The following is a 23,319-nucleotide window of genomic DNA, read 5'->3' as shown; positions in this document are numbered from 1 at the left end:
GGACACGCCATGACCTATCGCGCCCCGCTCAACGACATGCTGCTCGCCCTCAACCATGGCGCCGGGCTGAAGGCGGCGGTCGAGGCCGGCCATTACGGCGATTTCGACCCCGACATCACCGCCGCCGTGCTCGAGGAAGCCGGCAAGTTCGCCACCGACGTGCTCGCCCCGCTCAACCAGATCGGCGACAGGAACGGCGTCAAGCTCGCCGACAAGAAGGTCACCACCGCGCCGGGCTGGCCGGATGCCTACAAGCGCTGGACCGAGGCCGGCTGGAACGCGGTGTCCGGCCCCGAGGCGCATGGCGGCCAGGGCCTGCCGCTGGCCATCAACGCCGCCTGCACCGAGATCTGGAGCGCGGCCAACGTCGCCTTCGGCCTGTGCCCGCTGCTGACCTTGTCGGCCATCGAGGCGCTCGACGCCCATGGCAGCAAGGAGCTGAAGGACATCTATCTCGGCAAGCTGATCTCCGGCGAATGGACCGGCACGATGCAACTGACCGAGCCGCAGGCCGGCTCCGACGTCGGCGCCTTGCGTACCCGCGCCGAGCGGGCCGCGGACGGCAGCTACCGCATCACCGGAGCCAAGATCTTCATCACCTATGGCGACCACGACATGACCGACAACATCGTGCATTTCGTGCTCGCGCGGCTGCCGGATGCGCCGGCTGGCACCAAGGGCATCTCGCTGTTCCTGATCCCGAAATTCCTCGTCAATGCCGACGGCTCGCTCGGCGCCCGCAACGACATCTACGCCACCGGCGTCGAGCACAAGCTCGGCATGCACGCCTCGCCGACCTGCACCATGACGATGGGCGACAATGGCGGCGCCATCGGCTATCTCATCGGCGAAGAAAACGCCGGCATGCGCTGCATGTTCACGATGATGAACCAGGCGCGGCTCGGAGTCGGCCTCGAAGGCGTCGGCGTCGCCGATCGCGCCTATCAGCAGGCGCTCGCCTACGCGCAGGACCGCCGCCAAGGCCGCGCCGTCGGCAGCAAAGGCACCGGCTCGGACGCGATCATCGCCCATCCCGACGTCAAGCGCATGCTGATGCAGATGCGCGTCCTGACCGCTGCGTCGCGCTCGATCTGCTACGCGACCGCCGTGGCGCTCGACGTCGCCGTGCGCGCCAAGGATCCCGCCGCGCGCGCCGAGGCGGCCGCGCGCGGCGCGCTGCTGACGCCGATCGCCAAGGCGTTCTCCACCGACATCGGCAACGAGGTCGCCTATCTCGGCGTGCAGATCCATGGCGGCATGGGCTTCATCGAGGAGACCGGCGCCGCGCAGCACTATCGCGACGCCCGCATCACCGCGATCTACGAGGGCACCAACGGCATCCAGGCGATCGACCTCGTCACGCGCAAACTGGGTGCGAACGGCGGCGCCTCGGTGTTCAAGCTGCTCGACGAGCTCACCGACATCGTCCGCCGCGTCGAGACCTCGAACGATCCGGCCTTCGGCACCACCGGCGCCAAGCTGCGCGAGGCGCTGGCCGCGCTCGACCGCTCCAGCCGCTGGCTGCTGGAGAAGCTGGCGACAGCCCCGAACGACGCCCTCGCCGGCGCCACGCCCTATCTGCGCCTGTTCGGCTCGGCGCTCGGCGGCTGCATGCTGGCCAACGAGGCGCTGGCCGCGCGCAGCGAGAGCGAGACCGTCGGCGCCCGTCATGTGGCGCTGGCACGGTTCTTCGCCGAGACGTTTGCCGTGCAGGCGCCGTCCCTGGAAAAGACCGTCACCGACGGCGCCGATGCGGTGCTCGGCGCCGAGGCCGTGCTGGTGGCGTGAGTTCGACTCGGTCGTGACAGCGCAGCTTTGACGTCCTTACATCATGGCTGATCACCGGGCTCCCACCCTCCCCTGGAGGGGGAGGGTCGCCTCACGAGGAGCGCAGCGAAACGTGAGGCGGGGTGGGGTGATGTCTCCACACGCACCCGTGCCGGTGGAGACATCACCCCACCCCGCTCGCCCGCTTCGCGCGCGATCGACCCTCCCCCTCCAGGGGAGGGTGAGCACCGGCCATGTAGCATCGTGTGATCCACAATCTCAAACAGCATGTCACGATCAGCTCGGAGCGTAGCTCGGCATGAGCATCCGCGCTCTCGCGACGCGCTCCGCGCCCGAGCTATGAGCTAAATTCCCGCCCTCACCGAGTGGAGGGCGCGAGGAAGGCCGGACCTCGGCTGAGGCCCGTGGCCCGCCTGCAGAAAAAACGCAGGCGGCAGTCACCACAGGTACAGCCGGACAGATCCGGCCTTCCCCGCGCGATGGTTTTAACAGGCTATAGCGCGCTCTTCCTGGTGCACCGGGCTTTCTGGCCACCATGTCGCGCAATGCGCTTTCGCGCATTACGCTTGATACTAGCGTCGGAGTATCAGAACCACACGCCTTGACCGTCCGCGAGCAGCCGTTCGTCCGTGCCAACAGCACTGCGCCCGCCCGCGTCCACCGCATCCCGCTGCCAACGTCCGTGACGACCGCGAACCGTCCCCTACCGTGCAACGGGATGGGCGGACCATAATGCTGATTTGGGGAAACGACAAAGCGATTTATGTTTTTCAGCAAACCTTGACACGATCATTTCGGGTTAACGTGATTTGCCCGACGGGCACGCGCGCCCGCCGAGGCTCCCAATTCAGACCTCGGAGCTGGAAAGGCTCGATGCACCCTGCGGCTCTCCCGCTCATGCTTGACTTTCTCCGCGCGGTACGGACAGTTCCGGCCACCGCTCCCGTCGCGATCGTGATCACGGAATTCGCGCCGCTTCGCGAAGGGATTGGTGAGCCTCTGCATAGTTCATCGTTTTTGATCATGCCCGTTCGGAGAAGACATATGAAATCGCTCGTTGCCCCACTATTTGCCGTCGCCCTCCTGCTGTCATCTGCGCCGGCGTCGGCGGTCGTCCTCGATCTGTCGACCATGAGCTGCAAGCAGTTCGTCGAAAGCGGCGACGACACCATCAAGATGGTGCTGATCTGGCTGGACGGCTGGTACAAGGGCGATCAGGACGAAGCGCTGTTCGACACCGAGGAGTTCATCGCGAACGCCAAGAAGTTCGGCGCGTACTGCGCCGAGCATCCGACGGTCAGCATCGTGACGGCGGCCGAGAAGATCCTCGGCAAGTAACCGGCGACGCGCACCATCCGTGTCGCGTAGGGCGGGTTGGTGTTAGTGTGACCCGCCTTTCCACCGCGCCGCCAAGGGCGGATGACGCTCCGCTCATCCGCCCTCCTCCGTTGTCTCAAATGCCGAGCCATTCCAGTCTGCCCGGCAGTTCATCCGCGGCAAAATCGACTTGCAGCACGCGGCGATGGCCGGGCTGCACGGATAGTTCCGAGGCGTGCAGGATCGGTGTTGCATACAGCCAGATGTCGCCCGGCTCGGCGTGGCACGCGACGGTGCCGCACCGCGCGACGACGATCGGCACATCGGCTTCCGGGATGCGGCCGAGGCAGTGTGAGCCTGGCGCAATCAGGAGCGGGGCGTTGCCGTCGGGCACGGCGTCGAGGTGGACACGCAAGGTGACCATCCGCGCCAGCACCTCGTAAGGCGGCGCGACGTGCTGCAGGCCGCCCTTGGTGGTCCAGGGACCGAAACCCGAGAGCTCGATGCGCTCGCGCACTACGATGGTCCGGTCCTGATGCCACGGGACCGCCCAATTCATCTGCGGCGTCTTGTCGAAATAGACGGCGCGCACCGGGCGCGCGGCATCGCCGAGAACGGCGGCGGCGGCGCGGCCGACCGGACCGTCATTGGCGAGCAACGGCGTCAGCGCGGCAACACCGTGCAGCCGGGTGCCGGCCTGCGCCGGTGCGTGGCGGGACAGCGCGGCGGCGAGAGCGTGCAAAGCGGACGCATCGAGTGCCGTCGTGACGTGCAGCGCGCCGGCGTCGGTGAACTGCGATTTCTGCTGGGAAGAGAGCGCGAAGGTCATGCGCGCAGGAGACTAGAGTGCGCCGCGGGAGCTTGGCAATCGCTCTTCTTTCCCGCCGCCGAGTTCGCAATCCATGCCCACGATGGACATGAGATGCGAGCGCGATGGGGCCACCGGCGTCAAGCTTCGGTCTTGGTCCGGCATCAGGACGGCGGCGTCCGGACATAATCAGACGCAACTGGCGCCGCCAGTTTCGGGCGGCAGTTGCGTTGAAGAAGCGGGCCGAACGTCCACCGCGCGGCCCGGCTTCCTTCTTCACGCGAGAGTCCCATGTCGATCAGCTCTGTCACAACGCCCGTCGCGGCCACCGCGTCCCAGGCAAGCACCGCCACGCAATCCACCTCGTCCACGTCTCAGACGTCGTCGTCCTCGGCCACCAGCTCCGCCAGCGCCACGTCTGAAAGTTCTTCCGGCAGCGGCGGCTCATCGTCGGGCAAGACCGTGGTCAGCGAGGTCTCGATCACCCTCGACGGGATCACCACGACGACGATCACCTATTCCGACGGCTCGACCGAGGTGACCAAGACTGCCGCTGCCTCGAACGGAAGCGGCAACAACGCGCAGACCTACAATGCGCAGGGCGCGACCAATGGCGCAGCCAGCAGCACGGCTGCGTCGAGCCAAGGCGTGACGGCCTGAGGCTCGTTCGGAATCCCCGCGCCGTCCTACGAGCTGTGGGTCGCGCCGAGCGATGGCGTGGCGCCGATCGCGAGCGTCGCATCCGAACGCGCCGGTTCCGAATGAGGAACTGGACGAGCATTACAACAGCAAAACGCGCTGCGACGCACGCGTCGCGGTGACGCCGTGAAGCAACAGTCCGCGCGCGATGTCATGCGCGGCCCATTGTTAATTTGCCCCGGCGCGCCGAGTCACGCCTGCTGGCAGGCGGCTACGACAATGGGGAGACGACGATGTTGCGAAGCGTGATCGGCGCGGGAGTGCTGGTGCTGGCGATGGGGTCCGAGTTGCAGGCGGCCAACGAAGCAGGTCCGGAGACGCGGATGTCGTGCTCCGAGGTTCGCTACTACGTCGAGAAATATACCGCCGAGGTGGCCGAGATGTATGCGCGCAGCCGGGGCGCCACCGACGCCCAGATCAGCCGGGCCCGGCGCTGCCTGTCGCCGGTTCACTTCCGCCGGGCGGAGCGGTCGCACAGCTATACGGAGTGAGACGGCAGCCCATATTGGCTTGCTCGTTGTTGTCATCGCTCCCTCCACCGTCATTCCGGGGCGCCCGCAGGGCGAGCCCGGAATCCATACTCACGATGGTGGTGAGGTGCGAGCGGCATGTGGCGCGTGCTCGCCTCAAACTGAGGCCTGTGGTTATGGATTCCGGGCTCATTCACGCTGCTTCAAACGGCTGCGCCGTTTGCGCGCGAATGCCCCGGAATGACGACTGGGAGAGAGTTGAGACTCTTGGGGCAGGTTAGCCGCAGGCGTAACCCGCCGTCTTGATTTGGAAGGCGGCGGATGACGCTGCGCTCATCCGCCTACGACTACGCCCTCCTCACGCCTGCTCGATCGCCGCCGGCATCTTCGCCACCGACATCAGCGAGCGGGCGACCTGGTTGAGGAGCTGGTCGGCGTTCTCCTCCTCGGCCAGCGACTTCGACAGCAGCGCGACGACGGCACTGTGGCGGAGCTGCTGGGCGAGGTTGCGCGCGGTGGTGTAGCCGGAGATCTCGTAATGCTCGACCCGCTGCGCGGCGCCGATCAGCGCGAGGTCGGCGGCGGCATCCTCCTTGTCCTCGCTCTGGGTCATGATCTCCTGGCCTTCCTCGATGAGGCCCATCATGCCCTTGCAGGGTTTTGCGCGCGGCGTCTTCCCAAGGAGCTCGAAGCACTCGTTGATGCGCTCGATCTGCGCTTCCGTCTCGGCCAGATGCTGCTCGAACAATTCGCTCAACTGGTCGAAGCGCGCGGCCTCCGCCATCTTCGGAAGCGCCTTTGTGAGCTGCTTCTCGGCGTGCAGGATGTCGCGCAGCTCGTCCATGAGGAGATCGCTGAGGCCGGATTCGTCGGCCGGCGGCGAGCTTTCGGTGACAATCGCCGAGGCTGCTCCGGGCTCGCCGGCCTGGATCGCCGGCGATTCCGTGAACACCCAGTCGCCGCCCTCGTTCCAAGGGCCCCGGGTGTCGATCTCGCCGTGGTCCCCGGCGCCGGTGGAATCGTTGAAGAACTGATCGACCAGGCCCGGCGTCGGCGCGAGGCGGCCGATGCTGAAGGCGGGCTTGCCCATGCTCTCCAGCGCCAGCGCGAACGCCTTCATGTGGGTGATCTCGCGCGTCATCAGGAATTGCAGCGCGTCCTTGGTCCCGGCATCGTCGGTGAAATTGATCAGCCGCTCATAGACGATCTTGGCGCGCGCTTCCGCGGCGATGTTGCTGCGCAGGTCGACGTCGAGCTCGCCGGTGATCTTGAGATAATCGGCGGTCCACGGATTTCCCTGCGAGTTGAACAGGTTGACGCCACCGCCGCCGGCGATCGCAATCAGCGGATCGGCCTCGGCGGCCTCGCGGTCGAACTTGGCGGGCTTCAGATGCATGCGGGCGAGCGTGCCGACCACCTCGAGATGGCTCAGCTCCTCGGTGCCGATATCCATCAACAGATCCTTGCGGTCGGGATCCTCGCAATTCAGGCCCTGGATCGAGTACTGCATGGCCGCGGCGAGTTCGCCGTTGGCGCCGCCGAACTGCTCGAGCAGCATGTTGCCGAAGCGCGGATCTGGCTCGTCGACACGGACGGTGAACATCAGCTTCTTGACGTGGTGATACATGGGGAGGCCTCGGACGTTTGCGGGGGGACGCATTGTCCGAACGGCGCGGGTACATGGTTGTTCCTTACCTCCGTGCCGGAACCTGCCCGTCAGTGGGAGCTAGATTGGCGCCATATGCACGCTGAGCCACACTGAGCAATCCGCGCGAACCCAATACGGCCCCCCGCTGCGATCCATGCGGCCGGCTTAAAATGCGGTGACTTTGCGACGACATCCTGTTGGCAGTTGGGCCGCGGCCCTTGCTAAGCTTTTCCCTGCTCGCCTAAGCTGTGGTGCTGGAGAGTGAGATGTTGATGCGGACACCAGCCAGGGAGAAACCCGGTCTCGGCGAGCGACTTCGCCGCGTCATCGGACGACTTCGCGCGCACGCATCCTCGCTCGCGTCCTCGTCGCTCACGATGACGGCCGCACCGCGACCCTACTCCTATCACTTCGCCGAGGAGCCCGACGACAGCAACATGGACGTCGCGCTCGCGGCGCTGATCGACCAGATCGAGCGGCCGGCGATGACGTCGCCGCCGAAGTTCCCATCTCTGGCGCGCGTCACTGCGTCTCGCCAGGCGCCGCACATCCCGGTCTATGAGCGGCCCCCCTATTTCGGCGTCACGCCGCGTGACATCGCGCCGCGCCCCGTCGAGGTCGAGCCCCGGCGGCTGCCCACCGAAGACCCCGTCGAGCGGATCACACCGGAGGAGGAGCTGTCGGAGCTGCGCAAGGAATTCATGAGCGTAATCTCGGCCCGGCTCGGCTCGCCCGAGGATCATCTGGCAACGATCAGGACGCTGCTCAGGTCGGTGAAGTAATGTGGGGCCGCAGCAATATCGGCAAGACGGTCGAGGAACTGACCGACCATCTGCGGCTGGTCGATCACGTGCGCGCGCTGCAAGACGGCCAGAAGGAGATCGCCGAGGCGATCCGCACCGTGAACAGCCGCCTGACCTCGATCGAGGCCGAGTTCCGCGTGCTCAAGGCGGAGACGCAGCGCGACGCGCTGCGCGAGGTGCAGCACGCGATGACGGGGGTGCAGGGCTCGATGCATGACGAGCTGACGCGCATGGCGACACGGCTGGCGGTGCTCGAGCAGGCCTTGCGGCGCGAGGCCGTGCGGCAGCAGACGCAACCTGCCACACCGCGCGCACCCGGCACGCCGCCGCGCCTGGACGGGGCGCGGTGAGGCGCGGGATGCCGCGCGCGACCGCAAGCCGGGTCAGCGCAGTTTCGCCGTGCGGCCCGCGACGTCGACGATGACGCTGCCGCGCTTGGCATTGTCCTCCGGAACATAGGCTTCGCCGGGCGCGAGCTTGCGCATATCCTGCGCATCCTTCGGCTTCGGAAAGCCCTTGCCGCACGCGGTGCCGATCGTCTCGCGGTCGGCATAGGTCACGTCGGCGACCACGGTGCCCGGGCGCGGACCGGGCGCCAGCTTCGACAGGTCGAAATATTTGATCGGCTCCGCGCAGGTCACGACATTGGCCATGTCAGCCTCCGTCGTATCCTCGGCCTTCAGCAGAAAGTCGTTGGACATCGTGATGGGCTCGCGGCCGCCCCCGGTGAAGCCGATCCGGGCCACGGCGCTTTCGAGAACGCCCTGCCCCATGTGGCCGACCAGGCAGACCAGCGTATCCACTCCGTCGCTCTTGCCGGCCATCACACATTGGTCCACCCGCATACCGGGCTGGAAGCCACGAAACACGAAGGTCGCGCCGGTCTGCTCGAACAGCACCGAACCGCCGAAATCGTTCGCGCGCGACTCGCATTCGCTTTCATAGGTGACGACCAGCAGCGGATTGCCGGATACGAGGAAGCGACCGAGATGGCGTTGCGGCTTCAGCGTGACATCGCAGCCACGCTCGTCGGCCTCGGGATAGGATTTCGCACGCTTGCACTTGGCGCCCGCGATCGCACCGAAAAGAACTTCGTCATGTAATCAACCCTGGGGTTCAAGCTGTGACGATCACAGCCTGGCTCCCGACCTCATCCTGCTCCGATGCGACCGCAAACCGGTCATCAACCATGAATGCATGACGCCTTGCCCGCGCGACGGGATGCAACCTTCCCGTGTTTTCGTCGCATGCTCAGCCCTTGGCGCGCTCAGCAGATGATGTAGGCTGAGGCGAGAACAACGACTCGAAACGACCGGCAGCATCGCAGCCGCCGGCGCACACGCGCGAGGGGCCCATGACCGACCATCTGATCGTGACCGACGAGGGCGAGACGCGGACGATCAAGCTAAGGCGCCCGGAGAAGAAGAACGCGATCACCCAGGCCATGTATCTCGGCATGAGCGATGCGATCGACACCGCGCAGAACAATCCGCTGGTGCGATGCATCATCATCACCGGCGGCTCCGGCGTGTTCACGGCCGGCAACGACCTCGAGGACTTCCTGCATGCGGGGTCGGCCGGCAACGACGCCGCGCGCACCTCGGCAGCGACCAAGTTCCTGTATTCGCTGGCGCATAACGTCAAGCCGATCATCGCCGCCGTCGACGGCGTCGCGATCGGCATCGGCACGACGATGCTGTTTCACTGCGACTACGTGCTGGCCTCGACCACGGCGACGTTCTCGACGCCCTTCATCCATCTCGGCCTGGTGCCCGAGGGCGCCTCGAGCCTGCTGATGCCGCAGACCATGGGCTATCAGCGGGCGTTCGCCATGCTGGTGATGGGCCGCACGATGACCGCGGCGGATGCGCAGATCGCCGGCTTCGTCAACAGCGTGGTGGCGCCGGGGCATACCGAGGTCGAGGCGCACAAGGTGGCGCGCGACATCTGCCGGCTGCCGGCCGAGGCGGTGGCGATCGGCCGCAAGCTGATCCGCACCGCGCCGGACGAGTTGACCCGCCGCATCGACCAGGAGGCCTATCTGTTCGCCGAGCGCATGACCTCCGAGGAGGCGGTCGGCGCGTTCAAGGCGTTCCTGTCGCGCAAGAAGAAGAAATGAGCGGAGCCGCTGCGGGAGCGCATGGCGCAGTTTGATGTCATCGTGATCGGCTGTGGCGCGGTCGGCAGCGCCGCCCTGCTGCATCTCGCCAAGGCCGGGACGCGCGTGCTGGGCATCGACCGCTTCCAGCCGCCGCACCGCTTCGGCTCGACCCATGGCGAGACCCGCATCACCCGCGCGGCGATCGGCGAAGGCGTCGACTACACGCCGCTGGCGCAGCGCTCGCACGTGCTGTGGCGGGAGCTGGAGCGCGAGACCGGCGCGCATCTGTTCGAACAATGCGGCTGCCTGTTCATCCCAAGCCAGGACGGCGGCGAGGTTCACGGCGTCTCTAGCGCGCAGTTCTTCAGCAACGTCGAAACCGCGGCGCGGCAGCACGGCGTCGACGGCGAGATCATCTCATCGGAGCGGCTACGCGCCGACTATCCCGCCTTCGCCATCGCGCCGGGCGATCGCGCCTTCCTCGATCGCGAGGGCGGCTATCTCATGGTCGAGGACTGCGTCCGGGCCGAGCTCGCGGTCGCCGCGCGGCATGGCGCGGAGCTCATGACCGACCGGCGCGTGACGGCGTTTCGCCGTGCCGCCGGCGCCCACATCGTGATCATGGACGACGGCACGACGGCGTCGGCCAACAGATTGATCGTCACCACCGGGCCATGGATCACCGAGTTGATCGCGCCGCTGCGCCGGCGTGTGAATGTCACGCGGCAGGTGCTGTACTGGTTCGAGGTCCTGTCCCATCCCGAGCGCTTCGGGCCGGACACGCCGGTCTTCATATGGGACGTCAGCGGACGCGGGCGGGCGGCGTCCGATATCTACGGCTTCCCCTGGCTCGGCTCGCCGGACAACGGCGTGAAGATCGCCAACGAGGTGCTGACCGGCGAGACCGATCCCGACCACGTGTCGCGCGCGGTAACGGCGGACGAGATCGCCGAGGTTTACGAGACCTATGTCCGCCCCTTCGTGCCGGATCTCGGCCCGCGCTGCCTGCGCAGCGAGATCTGCCTCTATACCAACGCGGCGGGCGGCCGCTTCGTCATCGACCACGATCCAGGTGACGCCGAGGTGATCTACGCCTCGGCCTGCTCGGGCCACGGCTTCAAGCATTCGCCGGCCGTCGGCGAGGCGCTCGCGGCGATGGCCCGGGGCGAGACGCCGCGCGTCGACCTCTCCGGCTTCACGCTGGACCGGCTGGCCGTCGCCGATCCAGCATAGCGGACGGCGCAACTACTTGCCGGACTGCAGCGCCGCCGTCTGCTTGGCCAGCCCGTCGTTGAACTGCGTCTCGAGCTTGTCGAGATAGGCGTTGAATTCACCCGGCTTGACGAACGGGTTGGGCGCGCCGTCGGCGATCTTCGCCCGCTTTCCGGCCATGTCGTACATCTCCGGATGCGGCGCCAGCAGGATGTCGGGATGCGCGGTCTTGGCCCAGGCGAAGGTCTTCTTGTAGTCGTCGACGATGCCCGGATAGGTGGGACGGCCGACCAGCCGGTTCAGCGCCACGGTGGCGCTGCAGAAGAAGATCAGGCTGCGGGTGGCGTCGCCATCCTTCACGTCGGTCGTCCAGCTGGTACAGCCCGGCGAATGGCCCGGCGTCTCATGCGCCGTCAATGTGACGCCGCCGAGCGTGACGGTGTCGCCCTCGCGCACGGCGCGGTCGACCTTGACCGGCGGGAAGCCGAGATAGCGCTCCTCCTCGCGGCCCGGATAGAAGCCGCCTTCCAGCAGCGGCACGTCCTTGGCGCCCGCCACCATCTGCGCCCCGGTTTCCTGCTTGATCTGCGCCAGCCCCCCGGTGTGGTCGATATGGGCGTGGGTGTTGAGGATGTATTTGATGTCGGCGACCTTGAAGCCGAGCTTGCCGATGCTGGCCTCGATCTGCGCGGTCGATTCCGGCATCACGGTATCGATCAGGATATGGCCCTGCGGCGTGGTGATCAGGTAGGAAGCGAGCCCATTGGTGCCGACGTAGTAGACGTTGTCGATCACCTTGAACGGCTCGGTCGGCTTATTCCACGCCGCGACCATCTGCTTCATCAGGTCCGGCAGCGATTGCGCTGCAGCGGAGCCGGCGGCCAGCGACAATGTCGCCGCGAGCAGCATCATTCTTTTCATTCCGGCCTCCCGATGTATTGGTGTTATGAAATCGTTTTATGTCATTGCGACCGCGGCGGGGCAATCGCGCTTCGTCCCGCGGCCCCTGCATCACACGTGACCCTGCCATGAGCCGTCTCTCCCGCTTCGCCCTTGCCTGCCTGCTGACCGGCGCCGCCGTTGCAAGCATCGTCGGCCCGCCAGCATCGGCCGAGGACGAGCCGATAGCGTTGCGCATCCTCGCCATCAACGACTTCCACGGCAATCTGGAGCCGCCCTCTTCCGGCATCCGCGTCGCCGATCCCGCCGATCCAACCAAGACCACCGTTGTTCCAGCCGGCGGCGCCGAGCACATGGCGAGCCTCGTCAAGCTGCTCACCGACGGCCAGCCCAACACGATCTTCGTCGCAGCCGGCGACCTGATCGGTGCGAGCCCGTTCCTGTCGGCGATGTTCCACGACGAGCCGACCATCGAATCGATGTCGCAGATGGGGCTCGCGCTGTCGGCGGTCGGCAATCACGAGTTCGATGAGGGCAAGACCGAGCTGCTGCGGATGCAGAACGGCGGCTGTCATCCGACCGACGGCTGCCGCGGGCCGCAGCCGTTCACCGGTGCCAAATTCCACTATCTCGCGGCGTCGACGTTCCTCGCCGGCACCGACAAGACGGTGTTTCCGCCCTATGAGATCCGCACCTTCGAGGACGTCCCGGTCGCCTTCATCGGGCTGACGCTGAAAGGGACCCCGGGCATCATCTCGCCGGCGAGCGCGGCCGGCCTCGACTTCCGCAACGAGGCCGAGAGCGTCAACGCGCTGATCCCGGAATTGAAGGCCAAGGGCGTGCAGGCGATCGTCGTGCTGATCCACGAGGGCGGCTGGCCGTCCGGTGGCATGAACGAATGTCCCGGGCTGTCGGGGCCGATCGTCGACATCGTCAAGGAGCTCGACAGCGCGGTCGACATCGTCATCTCCGGCCACACCCATCAGGCCTATGTCTGCACCATCGACAAGCGGCTCGTCACCTCGGGCGACAAGTTCGGCACGCTGGTGACGGCGATCGACGTCAAGCTCGACCGCACCACGCGCGACGTGATCAGCGCCACCGCGACGAACATCGTCGTCGACACCAGCCTGCCGAAGGATCCGGCGCAGACCGCGCTGATCGACGCCTATGAGAAGCTCGCGGCGCCCTACGCCAATCGCCCCGCCGGCGTGCTCACCGCGACGCTGTCGCGGCTGCCGAACGCCTCCGGCGAGAGCGTGCTCGGCGACGTCATCGCCGATGCCCAGCTCGCAGCGACAGCCGCGACGGACAAAGGGAGCGCGGTCATCGCGATGACCAATCCCGGCGGCATCCGGACGGATCTCGTTCGCCGCGACGACGGCGCGGTGACCTATGCCGACGTGTTCGCGAGCCAGCCGTTTCGCAACCAGCTGATGACGGTCACCCTGACCGGTGCCGAGATCAAGGCCGCGCTGGAGCAGCAATGGCTCGACCCGGCGCGGCCGCGCATCCTGCAGGTCTCCAGCGGTTTTTCCTATGCCTTCGATGCGAAACAGTCCGCGGGCGCGCGGATCGATGCCGCCAGCATGATGCTCGAGGGCAAGGCCATCGATCCCGCCGCGTCCTACCGGGTCACCATCAACAACTACCTCGCGCTCGGCGGCGACGGCTTCACCGCGTTCAAGAGCGGCCGCGATCCGATCACGGGACCCTATGACGACGAGGCGCTGTTCGCCTATCTCAAGGCCAACAGCCCGCTGGCCCTGCCGCCGCGCGGCCGTATCGTCAACAAGGCTTCGTGACGCCTGCCGCGCCGGGCGGAAAGCCGGTCATATCGCCCGCAGGGCTCTTTCCGAGGCTGCGTTCAGCGCATAGATTGGGCCCTCCCGCAACGCGCGAGTGGCAGAGCCCTGATGTCGACGCTGTATCTCTCTCATGAAGCCTGCCTCGATCACGCCACGCCGTCCGGCCACCCCGAGCGCGCCGACCGCCTGCGCGCCGTCGAGGAGGCCCTGACCGAGGAGCGCTTCGCCCTGCTCGATCGCGACGAGGCCCCGGAGGCCGACATCGAGCTGGCCCTGCTCTGCCACAACGAGCACTACGTCACCGAGCTGCGCCACATGGCCCCGACCTCGGGCATCATCTATCTCGACGGCGATACCTCGATGTCGCCCGGCACCTGGGAGGCCGTGATGCGCGGCGTCGGCGGCGCCGTCGCGGCGACGGAGTCGGTGATGTCGGGCCGCCACCGCAACGCCTTCGTGGCGGTGCGCCCGCCCGGACATCATGCCGAGATCGCCAAGCCGATGGGCTTCTGCTTCTTCGACAATGTCGCGATCGCCGCCCGCTACGCCCAGCGCACCTTCGGCATCGAGCGTGCCGCCATCGTCGACTTCGACGTCCACCATGGCAACGGCACCCAGGACATCTTCTGGGCCGACAAGAGCGTGATGTACTGCTCGACCCATCAGATGCCGCTGTTCCCGGGCACGGGCGCCCGCGGCGAGCGCGGCGAGCACGACACCATCGTCAACGCACCGCTGGCCTCCGAGGACGGCAGCCTCGAGTTCCGCTCCGCCTTCGAGAACCTGATCCTGCCGCAGCTCACCAAGTTCAGCCCCGAGCTCGTGATCATCTCGGCCGGCTTCGACGCCCACTATCGCGACCCGCTGGCGTCGCTCAACCTGCGGGCGGAGGATTTCGGCTGGGTCACCCGCAAGCTGATGGAGCTCGCCGACAAGACCGCCGGCGGCCGCGTCGTCTCTGTCCTGGAGGGCGGCTATGACCTTCAGGGGCTTAAGGAATCCGTCGCGGCCCACGTTGCGGCGCTGACCGGGGCGTAATCCCCAGGTTCCAGCCGATCCACCCCGGCAGGGCCTGACAGGGCCGCGAGCGGGGTGTAAAAGCACGGCCCCGGAGTTGAGTGAGCTGCAGGGAACCCGCATGGCGGACAACACCGTAACCGACGTCAAGAAGCTGTCGTTCGAGCGCGCGATCGAGGAGCTGGAATCGATCGTGAAGCGCCTCGAGGACGGCAAGGTGCCGCTCGAGGAGTCGGTGGCGATCTATGAGCGCGGCGAGGCGCTGAAGCGGCGCTGCGAGGAGCTGCTGCGCCAGGCGGAGGCCCGGGTCGAGAAGATCACGACCGACGCCAGCGGCCATGCGGTGGGAACCGTGCCGCTCGACGTGCAATAGCAGCTTGCGGCCAACCGGCCGTCTCCGAGCGACAGTCCGGATTTATTTCGCTGGTTGTGGCCTGACGCGACACGCGGGCAAAGCGCCTCCCATTCGTGCAATTCAGCCGCGCATCGGTGCAACTGCATCGTCAATGGGCTTGGCCGCCAAGTGTCCCCCGGCGAAGTCTCCGCCACCGCGTTCACCGCTCGAGAGTCAGCGCGACGTCCTTCGTTTACCATGCGACACGATTGGATCCGGGCAGTTCGCCGTGGCGCCCCCCGATCCCACGATCGTGCCGTTCCGCGTCTGCGATCGTCCGGCCCGATCATGACAATGTGCTTGGCTCGCAGGTCTTCCGCGTCCGCTTCGTGACGATCCACGAAAGGCCGCACGCCTGCGACTTCTTCATGATCGTCTGCGGACCGATCCCCTGACGCGGACGCATGGCTCACCGTACCGCGGCGCGCGCAATCGCCGCATCGGCGGATTCTGCGGCGCGGGAAAAAGCCTGGACCGAGCTCGCGTCCCCGGTCTATTCCGGAGCGACGGCTGCCGTCGATTTGAGCAGAGCAATGGAACCTCCGGCACGCCGCCGCGGTTGAGACGTGGCGCAAAGGTACCGTTTGCGGGCTTGCCAACTCCCGCCGGGTTGGCTTTAAGACGCACTTTGGTGTAAAGCTTCTCGCAACTGCGGGTTTTTGGAAGTGTCCATCCTCTCCGGAGAGAGGAATCTAAGCGCTTGCAAGAGCTAGCAAAACTGACTTGGCTGAACGACTTGGCGATCTTGGGCGACTAACGAGGACGGCAAGGCCACCAAGAGTGACTTACATCACATAGATCGATCCCAAACCCGGCTAGTCTTCGGACTGCGGCTTCGATCCGCGCGGATGTGACCTTCAAGACCTCAGGTTTCGCCGCCCGTTACGATGAACCTCTCAGATGTCGGCCCTTGAACCCGACCTGCAAAATTGGAATGTCACCGTGACCACATTTAGTAAGACGCCGCTTCTCGACACCATCAAGACCCCGGAAGATCTGCGCCGGCTGAAGGTCGAGCAGGTCCGGCAGGTCGCCGACGAATTGCGCCAGGAGACCATCGACGCGGTCTCGGTGACCGGCGGCCATTTCGGCGCTGGTCTCGGCGTGGTCGAGCTGACCACGGCCATCCATTACGTGTTCGACACCCCGCGTGACCGCCTGATCTGGGACGTCGGCCACCAGGCCTACCCGCACAAGATCCTGACCGGACGCCGCGACCGCATCCGCACCTTGCGCACCGGCGGCGGCCTCTCCGGGTTCACCAAGCGCGCCGAGAGCGACTACGATCCGTTTGGCGCTGCGCACTCGTCGACATCGATTTCCGCCGGCCTCGGCATGGCCGTTGCCCGCGACCTGTCGGGCGGCAAGAACAACGTGATCGCCGTGATCGGCGACGGTGCGATGTCCGCCGGCATGGCCTATGAGGCCATGAACAATGCCGGCGCGATGAACTCCCGCCTGATCGTGATCCTCAACGACAACGACATGTCGATCGCGCCGCCGGTCGGCGCCATGTCGGCCTATCTGTCGCGCCTGTACTCGGGCAAGACCTACCGAACGCTGCGAGATGCCGCCAAGCAGCTCGGCCAGCATCTGCCCAAGGTGATCGCCAACCGCGCCAGCCGCGTCGAGGAATATTCCCGCGGCTTCATGATGGACGGCGGCACGCTGTTCGAGGAGCTCGGCTTCTACTACGTCGGCCCGATCGACGGCCACAACCTCGACCATCTGCTCCCCGTCCTGAAGAACGTCCGCGACATGGAGACCGGCCCGATCCTGGTCCACGTCGTGACCCAGAAGGGCAAGGGCTACTCGCCCGCGGAAGCGGCGGCCGACAAATATCACGCGGTGGCCAAGTTCGACATCGCCACCGGCACCCAGGCGAAGGCCAAGCCGAACGCGCCGGCCTATCAGAACGTGTTCGGCCAGAGCCTGGTCAAGGAAGCCGAGAAGGACGACAAGATCGTCGGCATCACTGCCGCGATGCCCTCGGGCACCGGCATCGACATCTTCGCCAAGGCGTTCCCGAAGCGCACCTTCGACGTCGGCATCGCCGAGCAGCACGCCGTGACCTTCGCCGCCGGCCTCGCAGCCGAGGGCTTCAAGCCGTTCTGCGCGATCTACTCGACCTTCCTGCAGCGCGGCTACGACCAGATCGTCCACGACGTCTGCATCCAGAGCCTGCCGGTGCGCTTCGCCATCGACCGCGCCGGCCTGGTCGGCGCCGACGGCGCGACCCATGCCGGCTCCTTCGACAACGCCTATCTCGGCTGCCTGCCGAACATGGTGATCATGGCGGCCTCCGACGAGGCCGAGCTGGTGCACATGGTGGCGACCCAGGTCGCGATCAACGACCGGCCGAGCTCGGTGCGCTATCCGCGCGGCGAAGGCCGCGGCGTGGAAATGCCCGAGGTTGGCGTTCCGCTGCCGATCGGCAAGGGCCGCATGATCCGCCAGGGCAAGCAGGTCGCCCTGCTCTCGTTCGGCACCCGGCTTGCCGAGTGCGAGAAGGCCGCCGACGAGCTCGCCGCCCATGGCCTGTCCGCCTCGATCGCCGATGCGCGCTTCATGAAGCCGCTCGACGAGGAGCTGGTGCTGAAGCTGGCCCGCGAGCACGACATCCTGATCACGATCGAGGAAGGCTCGGTCGGCGGCTTCGGCTCGCACGTCATGCAGTACCTGTCCGACCAGGGCATGCTGGACGGCGGCCTGAAGATGCGTTCGATGGTGCTGCCCGACGAGTTCCAGGACCACGACACGCCGGCAGCGATGTACGCCCGCGCCGGGCTTGACGCCAAAGGCATCGTCCGCAAGGTGTTCGAGGCGCTCGGCAAGGATTACACGACCGAGTCGGTCAAGCTCGCCTGAGGCGAGCTTGGGTCCCGCAGTGGTGAGCCATGAAGATCTATCTGGCAGGTCCCGACGTGTTCCTGCCGGATGCCATTGAAATCGGCCGGCGGAAGGTCGCGATCTGCGACCGCCACGGCCTGATCGGCCTCTACCCCCTCGACAACAGCATCGACCTCGCCTCCTCCGACGCCTCGCGCCAGATCTTCCATGGCAACGAGGCGATGATGGACGACGCCGATGCCATCATCGCCAATCTCACACCGTTCCGCGGGCCCGGCGCCGATGCCGGCACGGTCTATGAGTTCGGCTACATGGCCGGCTCCGGCAAGCTGTGTCTCGGCTACTGCAACGACCCGGCCGTCTACGCCGATCGTGCCCGGCGCTTCACGGCGGTGACGGAGCAGGACGGTCGCCTGGTCGATGGCGAAGGCCTGACTGTCGAGGATTTCGGCCTGCCCGACAATCTCATGATGATCCACGCGCTCGAGCTACGCGGCGCTCCGCTCGTCGCTCCACGCGAACGCCCTGCGGACGTCTGGCATCATCTGGCAGCGTTCGAGACCTGCGTGAGATTGGCGGCGGAGCGGCTGGCGACGAGGACGGTTTGATCCCGGGCCCCTCCGAAGCCGCGAATACGCACGAACAGCTTGCAACACCCGTCATTGCGAGCGAAGCGAAGCAATCCAGGGCTACAAAGGAGGTCTGGATTGCTTCGTCGCTTCGCTCCTCGCAATGACGGAGTTCAAAATTCATTGCGTCGCCCTCATCTCACCTATCTCGCGATCCGGCCCATGACCCCTGCCCGCAAACGTGCTGACATCCTCCTCGTCGAACGCGGCCTGTTCGAGAGCCGCGCGCGGGCGCAGGCGGCGATCGAGGCGGGGCTCGTGTTCGCCAACGACAAGCAGGTGGGCAAAGCCTCGGAGAACATTCCCGCCGACGCCGTCCTGCAGGCCGAGCCGGCGCATCCCTGGGTGTCGCGTGGCGGCGTCAAGCTGGCGGCGGCGCTGGAGCATTATGGCATCGAGGTCGAAGACCATGTCTGCCTCGATGTCGGTGCCTCCACCGGCGGCTTCACCGAGGTCCTGCTGGCGAATGGCGCGGCGCTCGTGTTCGCGGTCGATGTCGGCCGCGACCAATTGCACCCATCATTGCGCAATCACCCGAAGATCATCTCGATGGAGCAGACCGACATCCGCAGCTACGACGGCAAGCGCCTGCCGCAGCGCCCCGACGTCGTCGTGATCGACTGCAGCTTCATCTCGCTCAAGGCGGTGCTGCCGGTCGCGCTATCACTCGCGGCCTCGCCGATGAGCCTGCTGGCGCTGATCAAGCCGCAATTCGAGGCGCAGGGAAAGCACGGCAAGGGCGGCATCATCAAGGATGCAAGCGTGCATGCCGCCGTCTGCGACGACATTGCGGCCTTCGCCGCCTCGCTCGGCTGCAGCGACATCGAGATCTTCCCGTCATCGATCAAGGGCGGCGACGGCAACGCCGAGTTCTTCCTGGGAGCGCGCCGCCATGGTTGAGCGTCTCGTCATCGACCATGTCGGCCATCGCGGCGATGGCGTGTCGCTGTCATCGGGCGAGGCGCTGTACGTGCCCTACACGCTGGCCGGCGAGACCGTCGAGGCGGCTGTCGTGCCCGGGCATCCCGATCGCCGCAAGCTGCTCGCGGTGGAGGCGGCGAGCTCGGAGCGGATCGCGCCATTCTGTGCGCATTTCGGCGTGTGCGGCGGCTGCGCCATCCAGCACTGGATGCCCGGGCCCTATCAGCAGTGGAAGCGCAACATCGTCGTCGAGACGCTACGGGCCGCCAAGGTCGACTGCGACGTGGCCGATCTGATCGATGCCCACGGCGCCGGCCGGCGCCGCGCCACCTTCCACGCCCGGATGGGCACGCACGACGTCCTCAGGGTCGGATTCTCGGCCGCGAACAGCCACGATATCGTGCCGATCGACCGCTGCCCGATCCTCGACCCCGCGCTGGACGGTGCGCTGGAAGCCGCATGGGCGCTGGCGGAGGCGCTGAAGCCGACCGGCAAGCCGCTCGACATTCAGGCGACCGCGACCAGCAACGGCCTCGACATCGACATCCGCGGCTCCGGCCCGCTGCCGCCGCCGCGCGTCGCGGCCCTGTCCCGCCTCGCCGAACAGCACCGGCTGGCGCGGCTGACGCGCCATGGCGAGCTGGTGCTGATGCGCAATGCGCCCGTGGTTACGATGGGGACGGCACAGGTGACGCTGCCGCCCGGCTCGTTCCTGCAGGCCACCGTGCAAGGCGAGGAGACGCTGGCGCAATTGGTGATGGAGCGGATCGGCAAAGCCAAGCACGTCGCCGACCTGTTCTGCGGCGTCGGCCCGTTCGCGCTGCGGCTCGCCACGCGGGCGCGCGTCACCGCCATGGACAATGATGCCGGCGCGATCGCGGCGCTGCAAAAGGCGTCTGGCACGCCCGGCCTCAAGCCGATCAAGGCCGAGGCGCGCGACCTGTTCCGCCGCCCGCTGATGTCGCCGGAATTGCGCGACATCGACGCCGTCGTGTTCGATCCGCCGCGCCAGGGCGCTCAGGCGCAGGCCAGGCAACTCGCGGCCAGCAAGGTGCCGGTGATCGTCGCGGTGTCCTGCAACGTCACGACGTTCGCGCGGGATATGCGCATGCTGATCGACGGCGGCTACAAGCTCGAGACCGTGGTGCCGGTCGACCAGTTCCGACATACGCCGCATGTCGAGCTGGTGGCGAGGCTGGTGCGGTGAGCACCGTCAGCGGATTTACGAGCGATATCGGCTTTTTCGGGAAGCGCCAAGCGTTGCCCCTGCAATGACGCACGGAGCTCGCGCATCACGCTCGGTGCGCCCCCTCGCCCCGCTTGCGGGGAGAGGTCGACTGAGAACGCCGCTGACTATGAGCACGAACTCGTAGGCGATCGACCAGCGATGTCGCCTATCCGATGCGCTACCTCACCACGCTGACCTTCACCGGCGCGACGCCGGAGTTGACCATGCCGAGCGCCTGCGCGGCTGAGTAGGACACGTCGACCACCCGGCCCTGCACGAACGGTCCGCGATCGTTGACGCGCACCACCACGGAGCGGCCGGTCTTGACGTTGGTGACCTGCAGGCGGGTGCCGAACGGCAGGCTGCGATGCGCGGCCGTCAGCTCGGAGGGATTGAAGCGCTCGCCGCTCGCGGTCTTCTGGCCTTCCGAATAGTAGCTGGCGAGACCGGACGCTCCGGAGTGCGCCGGCGGCGGGCTGGGCTCGGCCCGCCGGACGCGCACCACTGACTCCGGCGCCTTCTCCGCGCGCTGCACCTGCGGCCGAAATTCGGCTCCGGCTTGCTTCGTCGGCGCCGCCCAGCGCGCCTGCCGGACCGCCGATGATTGCGCGCAGGCTGCGAGCGAAGCCGCCGCCGCACACACCAGCGCTGCCCTGAGAAGTTGGCAAGCGAGCCCTGCACGCGGACCTTGGATGACTGACGAGCGCCTGACGCGCTGCGCGGGACGTGCTGTCCGGTCGATGATACGCATGTTCTGTGCGCCTCCGCCTCAATCCGCTCATGGTCGCGGCCCAATCGCGGCGGCACGGTGGCAAAGGGAAACTTGCGGGAGATGCAACCCCTGGTTTTTGGGAGATTGTGGCTCAATGGCAACAGATCAGCCTGAACAGCGGCCTTGTGGAGTTTTTCCACGCAAGAACTTCATACTGTCATCCTGGGAGAACACGTGAATGCCTGACCCGCTGCTGACCCGCATCGTCGGCGAACTTGCCGATGTCCCGGGACTGCGCGCCATCGCGCTCGGTGGATCACGTGCGCGCGGCACCGCGCAGGCGGGCTCGGACTACGACGTCGGGCTCTACATCGCATCCAGGCACGGCCTCGACACCGACGTGCTGCGCGAAGCAGTGCGGCGGCTCGTCGACGACCCGCAAACGCTCGAACTGACGGCGGTCGGCGGCTGGGGACAGTGGATCGTCGGCGGCGGCTGGCTCAGAATCGACGGGCACAAGGTCGACCTGCTCTATCGCGAGATCGATGCGGTCGGCGGCGTGATCGACGACTGCCGGAAAGGGCGGATCGAGATGCACTACCAGCCAGGCCATCCGCATGGCTTCGTCTCGGCGATCTGGATGGGCGAGGTCGCGCTCTGCCGCCCGCTGCACGATCCCGCGCAACTGCTGGCGGGGCTGAAGTCGCGCTGCACGCCCTATCCGCGCCGCCTGCGCGACGCGATTATTGCGCGCTTCCACTGGGAGATCGCATTCAGCATCGATAATGCCGAGTTGGCTGTCGGGCGTGGCGATCATACCCACGTCGCGGGCTGCGCCTATCGCGCCCTCGCCTGCCTTGCGCAGGTGCTGTTTGCGGTCAACGGGCGCTACCTGATCAACGAGAAGGGCGCGCTCATGGAGGCCGCGACGTTTGGACTGGCACTCGCCGATCTCGCGGCGCGCGTGGAGCTCATCTGGCAATCGATCGGCAATGGCGAATTCGGTGCGGCGCTCCGCAGCCTGCGGGAGGTCGAGGCCGAATTGAAACAGGCGTTGGTCCATGCTGCGACGGCCAGCTGAGATCGGCGCCTTACCAATCAAGTCTCCCCGCGCGCGCGTCTGCTCGGCAGCCTGGGCCTGCGGGTCACCGCCCCCAGCGGTCCTGCCAGATCTTCTCGCCGATCGTGCAGGACACGCGCGGCTCCTTGTCGGCATCGTCGGCGACAGGCACGATCCACGGCGGAGGTGAGCGTCCGGCAACCTCCATCAGCAGCTTGGTGCGGATGGCTTCCTTGAACTCGTCGCGGCTCTTGATGGTGACGACGAACGAGCCGTGGCCGCCGGTGACGCAATCCTTGTAGTAGAGATCGAGGTTCTCGATATCCATGGTCGAATAGGACGGCTCCTTGACCATGATCGGCAGGCCGTTGATCGTGATGCCCTTGTCGACGGCCTCGTCGCGCGCGATCGTCACCGGTGAGGGACCATTGTTGTTGGGCCCGTCGCCGGAGATGTCGATGACGCGGCGCAGTCCGCGGTAGGGATTCTCGTCGAACAGCGGCATGGCGAAGTAGATCGCGCCGGAGATCGAGGTGCGCGACGCCCGGCGGATCGGCGTCTTCATGATCTCGGCGGCGACGGCGTCGGCACTTTCCGGTCCGTCGATCAGGCGCCATGGAATGATGATCTTCTGGTCGCTCGAGGCCGCCCATTCGAAATAGGTCACGGCGATCCTGCCGTGCACGCCGCTCTTCAGCGCCTGCAGGAACTCGCGCGAGCTGAGCGCCTGGGCGTAGCCTTCGCGCTGGATCGCCAGCTCGTCCAGGTCCATCGAGTAGGACACGTCGACGGCGAGGATCAGTTCGACGTCGACGGACGCTTCCTTCTCGCTCAGCTGCTGCGCCGGCTGGGCCCTCGGCGCTGCCACGACGGTGGCTACGTCGCCGCCGGCCAAGGCGCCCGCCAGACACGCCACCCCGATCGAGATCCACCAGCGCATGAGCTGCCCTCCAA

At 66.7% G+C, this 23,319-nt stretch carries 22 protein-coding genes; 16 read left to right on the top strand and 6 right to left on the bottom strand.

The window, feature by feature from the left end; all coding sequences use genetic code 11:
- The first annotated feature begins 9 nt into the window (after window positions 1–9).
- Entirely contained in the window at window positions 10–1,788 is a 1,779-nt protein-coding gene (locus ACQR0U_RS19250) for an acyl-CoA dehydrogenase (protein ID WP_434843928.1), read from the top strand.
- A 1,044-nt stretch (window positions 1,789–2,832) separates the two neighbouring features.
- On the top strand, window positions 2,833–3,126 hold the full coding sequence (locus ACQR0U_RS19245; protein ID WP_315715557.1) for an HdeA/HdeB family chaperone: 294 nt from the start codon (window positions 2,833–2,835) through the stop codon (window positions 3,124–3,126).
- A gap of 115 nt (window positions 3,127–3,241) precedes the next feature.
- Here the strand turns inward: ACQR0U_RS19245 and ACQR0U_RS19240 are convergent, their stop codons facing one another.
- The gene (locus ACQR0U_RS19240) at window positions 3,242–3,934 is read right to left on the bottom strand and encodes a phytanoyl-CoA dioxygenase family protein (RefSeq protein ID WP_315828095.1); all 693 of its coding nucleotides are present in this window, start codon (window positions 3,932–3,934) and stop codon (window positions 3,242–3,244) included.
- Window positions 3,935–4,204: 270 nt separating this feature from the next.
- Between ACQR0U_RS19240 and ACQR0U_RS19235 the strand changes: the two genes are divergently transcribed.
- Together ACQR0U_RS19235 and ACQR0U_RS19230 are read left to right on the top strand one after the other, a co-directional pair.
- The gene (locus ACQR0U_RS19235) at window positions 4,205–4,573 is read left to right on the top strand and encodes a hypothetical protein (protein WP_315715555.1); all 369 of its coding nucleotides are present in this window, start codon (window positions 4,205–4,207) and stop codon (window positions 4,571–4,573) included.
- Window positions 4,574–4,845: 272 nt separating this feature from the next.
- Window positions 4,846–5,103, top strand: coding sequence for a hypothetical protein (locus ACQR0U_RS19230; RefSeq protein ID WP_315715554.1), 258 nt, complete (start codon window positions 4,846–4,848; stop codon window positions 5,101–5,103).
- A gap of 337 nt (window positions 5,104–5,440) precedes the next feature.
- On the opposite strand, the gene ACQR0U_RS19225 is transcribed toward ACQR0U_RS19230, so the two are convergent.
- Window positions 5,441–6,709 (bottom strand): DUF892 family protein, encoded by a 1,269-nt coding sequence (locus tag ACQR0U_RS19225; RefSeq protein WP_315715553.1) that lies wholly within the window; start codon window positions 6,707–6,709, stop codon window positions 5,441–5,443.
- A gap of 293 nt (window positions 6,710–7,002) precedes the next feature.
- On the opposite strand from ACQR0U_RS19225, the gene ACQR0U_RS19220 reads away from it, so the two are divergent.
- Window positions 7,003–7,512 carry a hypothetical protein gene (locus ACQR0U_RS19220; RefSeq protein WP_316164264.1) on the top strand — a complete coding sequence of 170 codons (510 nt, stop codon included), beginning with the start codon at window positions 7,003–7,005 and terminating at the stop codon, window positions 7,510–7,512.
- The gene (locus ACQR0U_RS19215; RefSeq protein WP_434843927.1) at window positions 7,512–7,883 is read left to right on the top strand and encodes a hypothetical protein; all 372 of its coding nucleotides are present in this window, start codon (window positions 7,512–7,514) and stop codon (window positions 7,881–7,883) included. The genes ACQR0U_RS19220 and ACQR0U_RS19215 overlap by 1 nt, the downstream gene beginning before the upstream one ends.
- A 33-nt stretch (window positions 7,884–7,916) precedes the next feature.
- Here ACQR0U_RS19215 and ACQR0U_RS19210 read toward each other — a convergent pair whose 3' ends face one another.
- Window positions 7,917–8,432 (bottom strand): hypothetical protein, encoded by a 516-nt coding sequence (locus ACQR0U_RS19210; RefSeq protein ID WP_434843926.1) that lies wholly within the window; start codon window positions 8,430–8,432, stop codon window positions 7,917–7,919.
- A gap of 455 nt (window positions 8,433–8,887) precedes the next feature.
- Here ACQR0U_RS19210 and ACQR0U_RS19205 point away from each other — a divergent pair, with 455 nt between their 5' ends.
- Entirely contained in the window at window positions 8,888–9,652 is a 765-nt protein-coding gene (locus ACQR0U_RS19205; protein ID WP_434843925.1) for a crotonase/enoyl-CoA hydratase family protein, read from the top strand.
- A 21-nt stretch (window positions 9,653–9,673) separates the two neighbouring features.
- Window positions 9,674–10,867, top strand: a complete 1,194-nt coding sequence (gene solA / locus ACQR0U_RS19200) for an N-methyl-L-tryptophan oxidase (RefSeq protein ID WP_434843924.1) — start codon at window positions 9,674–9,676, stop codon at window positions 10,865–10,867.
- A gap of 12 nt (window positions 10,868–10,879) precedes the next feature.
- Here the strand turns inward: solA and bla are convergent, their stop codons facing one another.
- Window positions 10,880–11,767, bottom strand: a complete 888-nt coding sequence (gene bla, locus ACQR0U_RS19195) for a subclass B3 metallo-beta-lactamase (RefSeq protein ID WP_315752053.1) — start codon at window positions 11,765–11,767, stop codon at window positions 10,880–10,882.
- 107 nt (window positions 11,768–11,874) lie between these two features.
- Between bla and ACQR0U_RS19190 the strand changes: the two genes are divergently transcribed.
- From ACQR0U_RS19190 to ACQR0U_RS19160, 7 genes are all read left to right on the top strand, one after another.
- Entirely contained in the window at window positions 11,875–13,551 is a 1,677-nt protein-coding gene (locus ACQR0U_RS19190; protein ID WP_434843923.1) for a bifunctional metallophosphatase/5'-nucleotidase, read from the top strand.
- 111 nt (window positions 13,552–13,662) lie between these two features.
- Window positions 13,663–14,592 (top strand): histone deacetylase family protein, encoded by a 930-nt coding sequence (locus tag ACQR0U_RS19185; RefSeq protein ID WP_315715545.1) that lies wholly within the window; start codon window positions 13,663–13,665, stop codon window positions 14,590–14,592.
- Between the two features lie 100 nt (window positions 14,593–14,692).
- A complete protein-coding gene (locus tag ACQR0U_RS19180) occupies window positions 14,693–14,944 on the top strand; it encodes an exodeoxyribonuclease VII small subunit (protein ID WP_315715544.1) in 252 nt (83 codons plus the stop codon).
- 963 nt (window positions 14,945–15,907) lie between these two features.
- Entirely contained in the window at window positions 15,908–17,833 is a 1,926-nt protein-coding gene (gene dxs, locus ACQR0U_RS19175; RefSeq protein WP_316164258.1) for a 1-deoxy-D-xylulose-5-phosphate synthase, read from the top strand.
- A gap of 29 nt (window positions 17,834–17,862) precedes the next feature.
- Window positions 17,863–18,423, top strand: coding sequence for a nucleoside 2-deoxyribosyltransferase (locus ACQR0U_RS19170; protein WP_315715542.1), 561 nt, complete (start codon window positions 17,863–17,865; stop codon window positions 18,421–18,423).
- A gap of 183 nt (window positions 18,424–18,606) precedes the next feature.
- Window positions 18,607–19,344, top strand: a complete 738-nt coding sequence (locus ACQR0U_RS19165; protein WP_315715541.1) for a TlyA family RNA methyltransferase — start codon at window positions 18,607–18,609, stop codon at window positions 19,342–19,344.
- On the top strand, window positions 19,337–20,572 hold the full coding sequence (locus tag ACQR0U_RS19160; RefSeq protein WP_315828087.1) for a class I SAM-dependent RNA methyltransferase: 1,236 nt from the start codon (window positions 19,337–19,339) through the stop codon (window positions 20,570–20,572). Before ACQR0U_RS19165 ends, ACQR0U_RS19160 begins: the two co-directional genes overlap by 8 nt.
- 199 nt (window positions 20,573–20,771) lie before the next feature.
- Here the strand turns inward: ACQR0U_RS19160 and ACQR0U_RS19155 are convergent, their stop codons facing one another.
- Window positions 20,772–21,344 (bottom strand): septal ring lytic transglycosylase RlpA family protein, encoded by a 573-nt coding sequence (locus tag ACQR0U_RS19155; RefSeq protein WP_315752056.1) that lies wholly within the window; start codon window positions 21,342–21,344, stop codon window positions 20,772–20,774.
- 199 nt (window positions 21,345–21,543) lie between these two features.
- Between ACQR0U_RS19155 and ACQR0U_RS19150 the strand changes: the two genes are divergently transcribed.
- On the top strand, window positions 21,544–22,386 hold the full coding sequence (locus ACQR0U_RS19150) for a nucleotidyltransferase domain-containing protein (protein ID WP_316185987.1): 843 nt from the start codon (window positions 21,544–21,546) through the stop codon (window positions 22,384–22,386).
- Between the two features lie 64 nt (window positions 22,387–22,450).
- Here the strand turns inward: ACQR0U_RS19150 and ACQR0U_RS19145 are convergent, their stop codons facing one another.
- Window positions 22,451–23,305 (bottom strand): DUF1194 domain-containing protein, encoded by an 855-nt coding sequence (locus ACQR0U_RS19145; RefSeq protein ID WP_316185986.1) that lies wholly within the window; start codon window positions 23,303–23,305, stop codon window positions 22,451–22,453.
- Window positions 23,306–23,319 lie beyond the last annotated feature (14 nt).

Origin of the sequence: Bradyrhizobium sp. HKCCYLRH3097, assembly GCF_051167875.1 — a bacterium.
In the GTDB taxonomy this organism is placed as follows: Bacteria; Pseudomonadota; Alphaproteobacteria; order Rhizobiales; family Xanthobacteraceae; genus Bradyrhizobium.
This window is presented reverse-complemented; position numbering and strand designations above follow the sequence as displayed.

What these genes read in the sequence shown, in the direction of transcription:
- ACQR0U_RS19165 (WP_315715541.1), top strand. Translation starts at nt 18,607, where the DNA reads ATGACCCCTGCCCGCAAACGTGCTGACATCCTCCTCGTCGAACGCGGC.
- ACQR0U_RS19250 (WP_434843928.1), top strand. Translation starts at nt 10, where the DNA reads ATGACCTATCGCGCCCCGCTCAACGACATGCTGCTCGCCCTCAACCAT.
- ACQR0U_RS19155 (WP_315752056.1), bottom strand. Translation starts at nt 21,344, where the DNA reads ATGCGTATCATCGACCGGACAGCACGTCCCGCGCAGCGCGTCAGGCGC.
- ACQR0U_RS19170 (WP_315715542.1), top strand. Translation starts at nt 17,863, where the DNA reads ATGAAGATCTATCTGGCAGGTCCCGACGTGTTCCTGCCGGATGCCATT.
- ACQR0U_RS19230 (WP_315715554.1), top strand. Translation starts at nt 4,846, where the DNA reads ATGTTGCGAAGCGTGATCGGCGCGGGAGTGCTGGTGCTGGCGATGGGG.
- ACQR0U_RS19150 (WP_316185987.1), top strand. Translation starts at nt 21,544, where the DNA reads ATGCCTGACCCGCTGCTGACCCGCATCGTCGGCGAACTTGCCGATGTC.
- ACQR0U_RS19215 (WP_434843927.1), top strand. Translation starts at nt 7,512, where the DNA reads ATGTGGGGCCGCAGCAATATCGGCAAGACGGTCGAGGAACTGACCGAC.
- ACQR0U_RS19225 (WP_315715553.1), bottom strand. Translation starts at nt 6,709, where the DNA reads ATGTATCACCACGTCAAGAAGCTGATGTTCACCGTCCGTGTCGACGAG.
- ACQR0U_RS19235 (WP_315715555.1), top strand. Translation starts at nt 4,205, where the DNA reads ATGTCGATCAGCTCTGTCACAACGCCCGTCGCGGCCACCGCGTCCCAG.
- ACQR0U_RS19205 (WP_434843925.1), top strand. Translation starts at nt 8,888, where the DNA reads ATGACCGACCATCTGATCGTGACCGACGAGGGCGAGACGCGGACGATC.
- ACQR0U_RS19220 (WP_316164264.1), top strand. Translation starts at nt 7,003, where the DNA reads ATGCGGACACCAGCCAGGGAGAAACCCGGTCTCGGCGAGCGACTTCGC.
- ACQR0U_RS19185 (WP_315715545.1), top strand. Translation starts at nt 13,663, where the DNA reads ATGTCGACGCTGTATCTCTCTCATGAAGCCTGCCTCGATCACGCCACG.
- ACQR0U_RS19160 (WP_315828087.1), top strand. Translation starts at nt 19,337, where the DNA reads ATGGTTGAGCGTCTCGTCATCGACCATGTCGGCCATCGCGGCGATGGC.
- ACQR0U_RS19190 (WP_434843923.1), top strand. Translation starts at nt 11,875, where the DNA reads ATGAGCCGTCTCTCCCGCTTCGCCCTTGCCTGCCTGCTGACCGGCGCC.
- ACQR0U_RS19145 (WP_316185986.1), bottom strand. Translation starts at nt 23,305, where the DNA reads ATGCGCTGGTGGATCTCGATCGGGGTGGCGTGTCTGGCGGGCGCCTTG.
- ACQR0U_RS19240 (WP_315828095.1), bottom strand. Translation starts at nt 3,934, where the DNA reads ATGACCTTCGCGCTCTCTTCCCAGCAGAAATCGCAGTTCACCGACGCC.
- ACQR0U_RS19245 (WP_315715557.1), top strand. Translation starts at nt 2,833, where the DNA reads ATGAAATCGCTCGTTGCCCCACTATTTGCCGTCGCCCTCCTGCTGTCA.
- bla (WP_315752053.1), bottom strand. Translation starts at nt 11,767, where the DNA reads ATGAAAAGAATGATGCTGCTCGCGGCGACATTGTCGCTGGCCGCCGGC.
- ACQR0U_RS19180 (WP_315715544.1), top strand. Translation starts at nt 14,693, where the DNA reads ATGGCGGACAACACCGTAACCGACGTCAAGAAGCTGTCGTTCGAGCGC.
- solA (WP_434843924.1), top strand. Translation starts at nt 9,674, where the DNA reads ATGGCGCAGTTTGATGTCATCGTGATCGGCTGTGGCGCGGTCGGCAGC.